At 44.3% G+C, this 7,638-nt stretch carries 9 protein-coding genes; 6 read left to right on the forward strand and 3 right to left on the reverse strand.

The window, feature by feature from the left end:
* The 4 genes from F6K49_RS32500 to F6K49_RS32515 form a co-directional block, all read left to right on the forward strand.
* A partial coding sequence (locus F6K49_RS32500) for an SET domain-containing protein-lysine N-methyltransferase (protein ID WP_293103300.1) occupies positions 1-439 on the forward strand: 439 nt, incomplete at its 5' end.
* A 222-nt stretch (positions 440-661) separates the two neighbouring features.
* Positions 662-1,852, forward strand: a complete 1,191-nt coding sequence (locus F6K49_RS32505) for an LL-diaminopimelate aminotransferase (protein WP_293019537.1) — start codon at positions 662-664, stop codon at positions 1,850-1,852.
* 57 nt (positions 1,853-1,909) lie between these two features.
* The gene (locus tag F6K49_RS32510; protein ID WP_293019538.1) at positions 1,910-2,590 is read left to right on the forward strand and encodes a 2OG-Fe(II) oxygenase family protein; all 681 of its coding nucleotides are present in this window, start codon (positions 1,910-1,912) and stop codon (positions 2,588-2,590) included.
* A gap of 196 nt (positions 2,591-2,786) precedes the next feature.
* Positions 2,787-3,053, forward strand: coding sequence for a tetratricopeptide repeat protein (locus F6K49_RS32515; protein WP_293019540.1), 267 nt, complete (start codon positions 2,787-2,789; stop codon positions 3,051-3,053).
* Between the two features lie 64 nt (positions 3,054-3,117).
* Here the strand turns inward: F6K49_RS32515 and F6K49_RS32520 are convergent, their stop codons facing one another.
* Together F6K49_RS32520 and F6K49_RS32525 are read right to left on the reverse strand one after the other, a co-directional pair.
* Positions 3,118-5,292, reverse strand: coding sequence for an ABC transporter substrate-binding protein (locus tag F6K49_RS32520; protein ID WP_293103303.1), 2,175 nt, complete (start codon positions 5,290-5,292; stop codon positions 3,118-3,120).
* A 177-nt stretch (positions 5,293-5,469) separates the two neighbouring features.
* Positions 5,470-5,748: a hypothetical protein gene (locus F6K49_RS32525; RefSeq protein WP_293065225.1), complete on the reverse strand. Its 279-nt coding sequence runs from the start codon at positions 5,746-5,748 to the stop codon at positions 5,470-5,472.
* 23 nt (positions 5,749-5,771) lie between these two features.
* Here F6K49_RS32525 and F6K49_RS32530 point away from each other — a divergent pair, with 23 nt between their 5' ends.
* Positions 5,772-5,918 (forward strand): hypothetical protein, encoded by a 147-nt coding sequence (locus F6K49_RS32530; RefSeq protein WP_293019546.1) that lies wholly within the window; start codon positions 5,772-5,774, stop codon positions 5,916-5,918.
* Positions 5,919-6,039: 121 nt separating this feature from the next.
* A complete protein-coding gene (locus tag F6K49_RS32535) occupies positions 6,040-6,270 on the forward strand; it encodes a hypothetical protein (protein WP_293065228.1) in 231 nt (76 codons plus the stop codon).
* A gap of 75 nt (positions 6,271-6,345) precedes the next feature.
* On the opposite strand, the gene F6K49_RS32540 is transcribed toward F6K49_RS32535, so the two are convergent.
* On the reverse strand, positions 6,346-7,452 hold the full coding sequence (locus F6K49_RS32540) for a hypothetical protein (protein ID WP_293065231.1): 1,107 nt from the start codon (positions 7,450-7,452) through the stop codon (positions 6,346-6,348).
* Positions 7,453-7,638 lie beyond the last annotated feature (186 nt).

The raw sequence follows: 7,638 nt of genomic DNA on the forward strand, positions 1-7,638 counted from the left end.
CGAGTGTCCCACAACTGGGAGCAAATCCCTACATGCCACCGCCGAGTTTATGCCCGGACAGTTCATCCATAATTTTGGGCCTAAAGAAGTCCTCGATCGCCCCAACTATTTAAGCGTCCAAATTAGCGATCACCAACATATTATGCTCGACCCCGAGTTTTTGCAATACATAAATCATAGTTGCGATCCCAATGTTTGCTTCGATACTAAAAATATGGTGGTTAGGGCACTCCGAAAAATAGAAATAGGAGAAGAATTCACATTCTTTTATCCATCAACGGAATGGTCTATGGATCGGGGATTTGATTGTATGTGTGGAAGTGAAAATTGCCTGGAATACATTCAAGGTGCTGCCCACTTACCCCTAGAGGTTTTGAAAAACTATCAACTTTCGGAGTACATAGAGCAAAAGCTAGCAATTTCGCCTAGGCATATATAGCAATTCTATTTCCCATGAGGTACAAAGGGATCCCCCTAAATCCCCCTTAAAAAGGGGGACTTTGAGGTTGATAATTTTACCTCATAAATCCAATAATCGCTATAAGCCATAAATCCTTAGTGTTAAGGGCGATTGAGCCTTCAACAGAAAAAAATGCTAAAGCTCTTGGTGCAGATGCTACCAAGGCGATAGTCACTCATCTGTTATCCATTCCGATTCAAGATGGCCACTAAAAATTTATCTCTGAGTCAGTTAAGTGGAGGAAAAACCTATACCGAAATCGTTTTTAACCAAGTTTGGGGTAAGGTTGAAGCCTATCGAGCAAGCCATCCACAACAACAACTATTTATGATGGCTTTTGGTGACACTACTCAGCCTTTGCCACCTACAGTGGTGCGGGCTTTAGTAGAGGCAGCAAATCGCTTGGGCGATCGCCAAACTTATACGGGTTATGAAGATATTACCGGAAATCCAGCCCTGAGATCGGCAGTTTGTGCCGACTATTACCAGAAAAAAATGGACATCGATCCGTCCGAAGTTTTTATCAGCGATGGCGCTCAATCGGTTTCGGTCAATATTCAAGAACTGTTTGCTCCAGATAATACAGTAGCAGTACAAAACCCCACTTACCCCTCTTTTGTGGAAGGAACCTTAGTGGCAGGTCGTCCATTGGTAAACTTGCCCTGTCGCGAGGACAATAATTTTGTGCCCAAGCTTCCGGATGAAAAAGTAGATCTGATTTATCTGTGCTTTCCCAATAACCCCACGGGAGCGGTTGCTACTCCCGAACAGCTCCAAGCTTTTGTGGACTATGCCAGAAGTCACCAAGCTGTAATTATTTTCGATGCTGTTTACAGCCCATTTATTACGACCCCAAACATACCCCAGAGTATTTATGAAATCGAAGGGGCCAAAGAATGCGCCATTGAAATTGGCAGTTTTTCCAAATGGGCAAATTTCACCGGTTTGAGGGTGGGGTGGTGCGTTATTCCTCAAGGGCTAACCATTAAAAATACAGTGCCAGGAGAATTAAATGATTTGTGGCGGCTCCGCCATGCTGTTAAGTTTTGGGGTACGGCTAATGTTGCCCAGCACGGAGCGATCGCTGCTTTATCCCCAGCAGGGCAACAGGAATGTCAAGAAGTGGTACAGTATTACCTGAAAAATGCTCGCTTGCTCCGACAGGGTTTGGCAGCAACGGGGCTAACGTGCTTTGGTGGCATTGATAGTCCTTTTGTTTGGGTCAAGGCACCCCAAGGCTTGTCATCCTGGCAGTTTTTTCAAAAAATGTTGCAATCGACCGGGATTGTGGGCGTCCCTGGTTCCGTGTTTGGGGATTGTGGAGAAGGATACTTGCGTTTGGTGGCATTAGGACCGAGAGAGGAGATTGAAGCGGCTGTCAAAAATTTGTGATGGATCAGCAACCGCGCCTTTTCGATCTGGAAAATAACAAAAATAAGGAGTTGAATTATGACTGTTATTGAACTCGAGCGATATCCGATAATTGATGAATTGGATGGAACAGAAGCAAATCTCATCGATAAAGTAAGAGATTACTTGAATAAGTTTGGTTTTTTTTATGTTAAGGATGCCATTGAAGCCAGAGTCAAAATAGATCAAGATCTAGAAAATATCCAAGATTCAGTTGATGTCTATTACGGAGAAGATGCCTACACCGGTGAAGGCTCTGTTTTTCATGGGACTTATAGCCGATTTGAAGTGGGAGAAAGTACAACGACAGAGCAATACTTTGATTTTTTTAACCAGCTACTGGACATCATCTCTCGTGCTTTGGGATACCCGGAAGAATTTTTAAAAGAATTTTCGCAACAAGAAAACTATGGGTTGTATATTTACGATCGAGAAGAAGAGTATATGAAATACATCAAAAAGGTCGATTCCGAAGAGATTTCGATTGCACCTCATAAGGATAGATCCTTAATTACGATTATAATTTCGATTGCAGGGTTTGAAGGCTACAAACAAGAGTATGGCTGGTTTTCTATTCCAGATCGGGAAGGTTACCTGATGGTTCAGGCAGGCACGCTTTTGCAGGATTTAACTAAGGAAGCAATTAAAGCAAACATTCATCGGGTTCGAGGATATGATTCCTCGAAAGCATTATTTTGGAGTAATTTAATCCCGGTCTAGTCAAAACAGCGATCAGCATGTAGGGTGGGCAAAAACATTTTGTTTTTTTTTGTTTTATAGATAAAAGAACTTTGCCCACCCTGCTTTAATTGGTATTTTGTTTACGGAATTCCCTAATGCTGCGAGGTATGTTGAGATCAAATCTGTAGCCCAAGGGTATCTTAGAGGAAGATAGGGACAAACTACTAGAAACCTCATGGCATCTATTCCTAATCCAACTCTGGCAGCTGGTCTAGAAGCTCTGAAACAGGGCAATTACCAGGATGCGATCGCACACTTAGAAGGTGTCTGTGAGATGGAGTTGGATGACTCCATTGTGACGGAAGCCTCTCAATCCCTAGTGCAGGCATATCCTAAGCATGGTCAACCGGAAAAAGCGATCGCACTTTGCCAACACCTGAGGGAACACCCTGACCCCCAGATACAGGAATGGGCAGCTAAAATCGAGGCTGAGCTGAATTGAACAAAATGTCTCGCGCAGTGCGTTCAAGATTGTAGGGTGGGCAAAAACATTTTGGTTATTTTGACTATTCCCCATCAGCGACGGCATTAGAAAAGTACCAAAGATGGGCATTCCAATTAGTATCGAAATCGTTGGGTAATCGCTCCTGAAGACTAGAAGATTGTAGGTGAAGTAGCTCTGGTTTTTTGAGGGGAATTGGGATTACAGTCCAATTTTTCCTGTTCTTGAACTGGCTATGGAGTTTCTCAGTATATGGTAGCACTGCCGCACTATACTTTTGACTACTTACCACCTCTGTGACTGCATCAAGCTGCCCTAGGACAGAAATCACAATACGATCCAATCGTGGCGCACCTTTTACATAGTTGGGAAAGGCATTCAGTACAATTTCTTTGCCTGAGTCAAATGTCTCAACCTGGAAAGGTCCACTGCCAATGGGCTTCAGCTGAAAGCTTTTTTGATTGTAAGCGTGGCGCGGTACTATACCGATAGTCATCACAGAGGCAATGTAGCGTGGTAGTTGAGACTCAACAATGTCAATGGGGCGGGGGCGTGATTGGTCAACGATTTCGATAGACTCAATCTGATCAGACTCAATCTGATCAATGTTCTGCCTAGACTGAATCTGATCCCGGTCAATGGGCGTAATGGTATCATCCTTATCAATATCAACTTGATCAGAATTATCGTCTTTGCGTTCCTCTTCTTTGAGAAAAGGCCACAGTACTTCAAAGCTGATTATCCGATCATTAACGACATTGATACCTCTGATTATGTTTATTACCCGCGTATTTGGGCTTGAGTTAAGTTTTTTAATATATACCTGATAGGTAAACTCCACATCAGCTGTAGTAAGCTGTTTTCCGTCATGGAAACTCACATTTTCAGACAGCTGGAAAGAAATTAGTCGAGTATTCTTGTCCCTATTTTCACTCCACCACCAACGAGTGGCAATATCCGGCACGAAAGCCCCTCTTTTTGGATCAAGACGACCCAAACCACGGAAGACTAGGCTCAACACATCCCCTGGACCGTAGTTTATATCCGCTGAAGGGTAGTTGATGTTCACTAATGGGTCAAGGGTATTGATCTCACGAAAATCAGCAATGGTTAGTTGGTTTAGACCTTTAACCTCAATCTGTCTGGTAAAGGTGCTGTTAGCTCGGTTGAGGTCTAAATGCTTGTGGTTGGGATCAGCAGTGAAGCGGATGGTGTGGGAACCAGCTTCGAGTCTGAGCTGGCGACGGATACTGCTGTCTTGCGATCGCTGATTGGGCTGCAAGGGACCATGGGATTGGATTGGCTGCGGCTTGTTATCCACTGTCCACTGTACCTCGAAGGCATCAGAAGAACTATTCCCTTGATTGATTAGATCAGCTTCAATGGTAATCAGCTCTCCTGCTGATGGTTGATCTGGTATGATAGTAATATTGCGCACTCCTAAATCAACGCTGATTGCTTCCCAAGACAGCAGATTAGTGGTTTGACCATCGATAACCACAAACAAGACACCAGAGCCAGTTACTTCGGGCATGGTAACTATTAAACGGGACTTGCTCCACTCCAGAATCTGTGCTGGTTGACCTTGGAACAAAACTGCGGCATTAGGGTCGCGATCGCCAAAATTATCTCCCTCAATCACAACCTGACTTCCCGGTAGTCCTTTTGCTGGCTTGACCTCACTCAAGAACGGTAGCTGTCGCCATATCCGAATCCGTGAATCAGCAATTCCAGTTTTGCGGCTGAGTTCAGCTACCATTGCTGCTGTTTGGGTGTAGCCTTCAAGGTCATTAACTGAGTAAATCCCAATTCCATTTAATTGTTTGATTTCAGCTTCGGTAATACCAGGTAGAGTAGCCAGGGGCCTGGTGCTGATCGGTTGATCAAGTTGCTTACGCACTCCTTGTAACTGGCTTTCTAGGACTTGGGCAAAATCCAGTTTGATAACAGTAGCGCTATTTTCTCCAGGGTCTGTAGTCCGAAATAAGATTTTCCCGTCAGAGGTACGGCGCAGCTTAACTTCTATATCCAGTTTAAGCTGTTTAATCGCCATCGACTTGCCACGGGCATAAGATTTCAAAGAAAGGGTATCTTCAGCACGGTCAATTTCAGCAGCGATCGCATCAACCATCTCCGCTAGCTGCCATTCCGTGTTTTCGTCTTTATCGCTGTTTGTATTGTTTTTTGTATTACTTTTTGTATTATCGTTGCTGGCTGTTAATGATTCCTCATTAGTCATAGTAGTTTACTAGCAAATTAAACTTCGGAATAGTAGTCTTATCAGCGCGTTTGTATTTGATATTTAAACCTGTATGGTCTTTTTTTATTAGACAATAAAACTCTAGATCTGTTTCCCCTCCTGGGAGGGGTTAGGGGTGGGTTCCTATTGCCTATTGCCTTGCCCGTAGCGCTATAGTTAGTTTTCAGGAGCGATAGTCATGCGGATCCGACCTAGTTTACCGACAGGGGGAGTTTCTAGGGTTGAAGGTAAACTAATCATTACTCGTGATGTGGTTTCCTCTTGATTTAAAAATTGCCCATCGGTTTGTAGGTATAAATGGGCTGGAATATCAAAATAAACATCCGTAACCTGTAAATTCGTTCCTGCTGCGCTGTCAGAACTTGTCTGGTCGAGGGTGCCAGATACTTCTTGAAGGAGCAGGGCAATTAAATTGCCTAGTGTGATGTCAGCCATAGGTAATGATAGATAGGGGATGATTGAGGTTACTTAATAAGGGAGCAGGGAATCGGGAGTCGGGAATCGGGAATCGGGAATTAGGAATCGGGAATCGGGAATCGGGAATCGGGAATCGGGAATTGGAACAAAATCTTGTGTACCTTATTACTATTAGAACAGTAATGTGAGCACTGCTAGATATAATTTACGGATAATTACCCTTAATAAAAATCCTAAGCACTCAGCCGTCAGCTGTCAGCCGTCAGCCTTTGGCTGATAGGACTTAAAGTGGCGTTGCTTAATAATGGAATGATTTTAAGAGTGAGGTGGAATGGGCATCTTGCCGTGGAATGGGCATCAGGCGTGGAACTGGCATCTTGCCAGTTTCATGCTTATTTTCGGGCGGGCAGGATGCCCACTCTACGAATATTAATTCTTGTGGAGCGGGCAGGATGCCCACTCTACGAATATTCATTCTTGTGGGGCGGGCAGGATGCCCACTCTAGGAATATTCATTCGAAGATTCAGCAACGCCCTTAAAGTAGCGTGCCCGTAGCGTATTAGCTGATAGCTGATCGCTGATCGCTGATTGCTGAATGCTTACAGATGATCAAGTTATCCGTTCGATTCTACTATTGGGAAGGTCTCGGTGCGGAAGCGAATTTTAACCTGACCAATGATTTCAGTACTCATGGTGACGTTATCAAATGAACTTTCATTGGTTGCTTTGACTTTTAGTTTGTTGAAGTTCGCTCCAACAGAAGCGCGACCCCATCCCCACCTAGCACTGGCTCGGATAGAAGCGCCAGCTTGTAAACGGTCGTACTCGCTTTTTCGTCTAGTTTCTGTTTCGGTAGCAGTAACGTTAAAGGTAAGTTTAGAAAAGATTTCACCATCGGTGATCACAATCCGTGCCATACCCTGCCTTGCCATCTCCCGGAGATGATCAATCAAGCTTTGTGCCAGTGACTCAGAGAGTTTCCGACGAATTAGTTGGACTTGAACATCTGTGAAAGCATTCTTCTGCTCTGGTGTGATAGTGAGTTTAAGGGGTTTTTCCAGGTTGGCCGTTTCTGCTTCTAATGCTCTTGCTACCTCCTGTAACTTAGTAACACCAGCCTTGCCAGGATTCCCTGTTTTTGGGTCTCTAGGTGTGTTTGGAAATTTATAGCTCGGGCGTACAACAGTGCCGCCATTTCCATCCGGGTAGTTTTCATTAAGGTGTGCGTTAATCTCCGCATCAGAGACATTCTCAGCCTCGAACTGCTTGAGGGTTTTAGCTAGGTTAGCAACCAGCTCAGCATAGGCTTCGATCTGTCTGATTGTCGCAGCGATAATAGCATCGAAAGTGCCGTTAATTAAGCCAGCAGTAAACTCCACAAAGCCTAGGTCTTGTACTTGCTTGGCGGCATTAATACCGGTATTAACAGCATCACCGATAGCCATGCCTCCAACCATGGATATCTGAGACTGCTGCTGATTCAGTTTTTCTTCAACCAATTCCTGGAGTGTGTTACCGAGGATATCAGCAATACCATGGCGCACTAGTTGCCGCTCTTGCTGGTCGCTAATCCGTGCTAGCGCTGAATCAACAATCTCGGTGACGATGCGGTTAACACCTTCTTGCACTAGTGCTTCACTAGACGGATTTTTATCCGTGGACTGAATTTCTGGGTTTGGCATATCACCTAACTGTGGCGGAATTGGATTTTCTGAAGTCATGGCATGATGTCCTTAAAATTAAATGGGATAAATCGGGTTAACTTATCTAGCCCTATATTATATCAAATCCGGGTGTATACTTACTGTTAAGACAGAGCATGGTAAGTTTTATGCCCAAAAGGTTGACCCTGAAGCCCCACCTGAGTTGTGACGCCTTGGAACAGCGATATCGTGAAGAAAAAGACC

The sequence above is a fragment of the Moorena sp. SIO3I6 genome (genome assembly GCF_010672095.1).

Coding starts and splice junctions, on each gene's coding strand:
- F6K49_RS32535 (WP_293065228.1), top strand. CDS start 6,040: ATGATTTTAAGAGTGAGGTGGAATGGGCATCTTGCCGTGGAATGGGCA.
- F6K49_RS32505 (WP_293019537.1), top strand. CDS start 662: ATGGCCACTAAAAATTTATCTCTGAGTCAGTTAAGTGGAGGAAAAACC.
- F6K49_RS32515 (WP_293019540.1), top strand. CDS start 2,787: ATGGCATCTATTCCTAATCCAACTCTGGCAGCTGGTCTAGAAGCTCTG.
- F6K49_RS32540 (WP_293065231.1), bottom strand. CDS start 7,452: ATGACTTCAGAAAATCCAATTCCGCCACAGTTAGGTGATATGCCAAAC.
- F6K49_RS32510 (WP_293019538.1), top strand. CDS start 1,910: ATGACTGTTATTGAACTCGAGCGATATCCGATAATTGATGAATTGGAT.
- F6K49_RS32520 (WP_293103303.1), bottom strand. CDS start 5,292: ATGACTAATGAGGAATCATTAACAGCCAGCAACGATAATACAAAAAGT.
- F6K49_RS32525 (WP_293065225.1), bottom strand. CDS start 5,748: ATGGCTGACATCACACTAGGCAATTTAATTGCCCTGCTCCTTCAAGAA.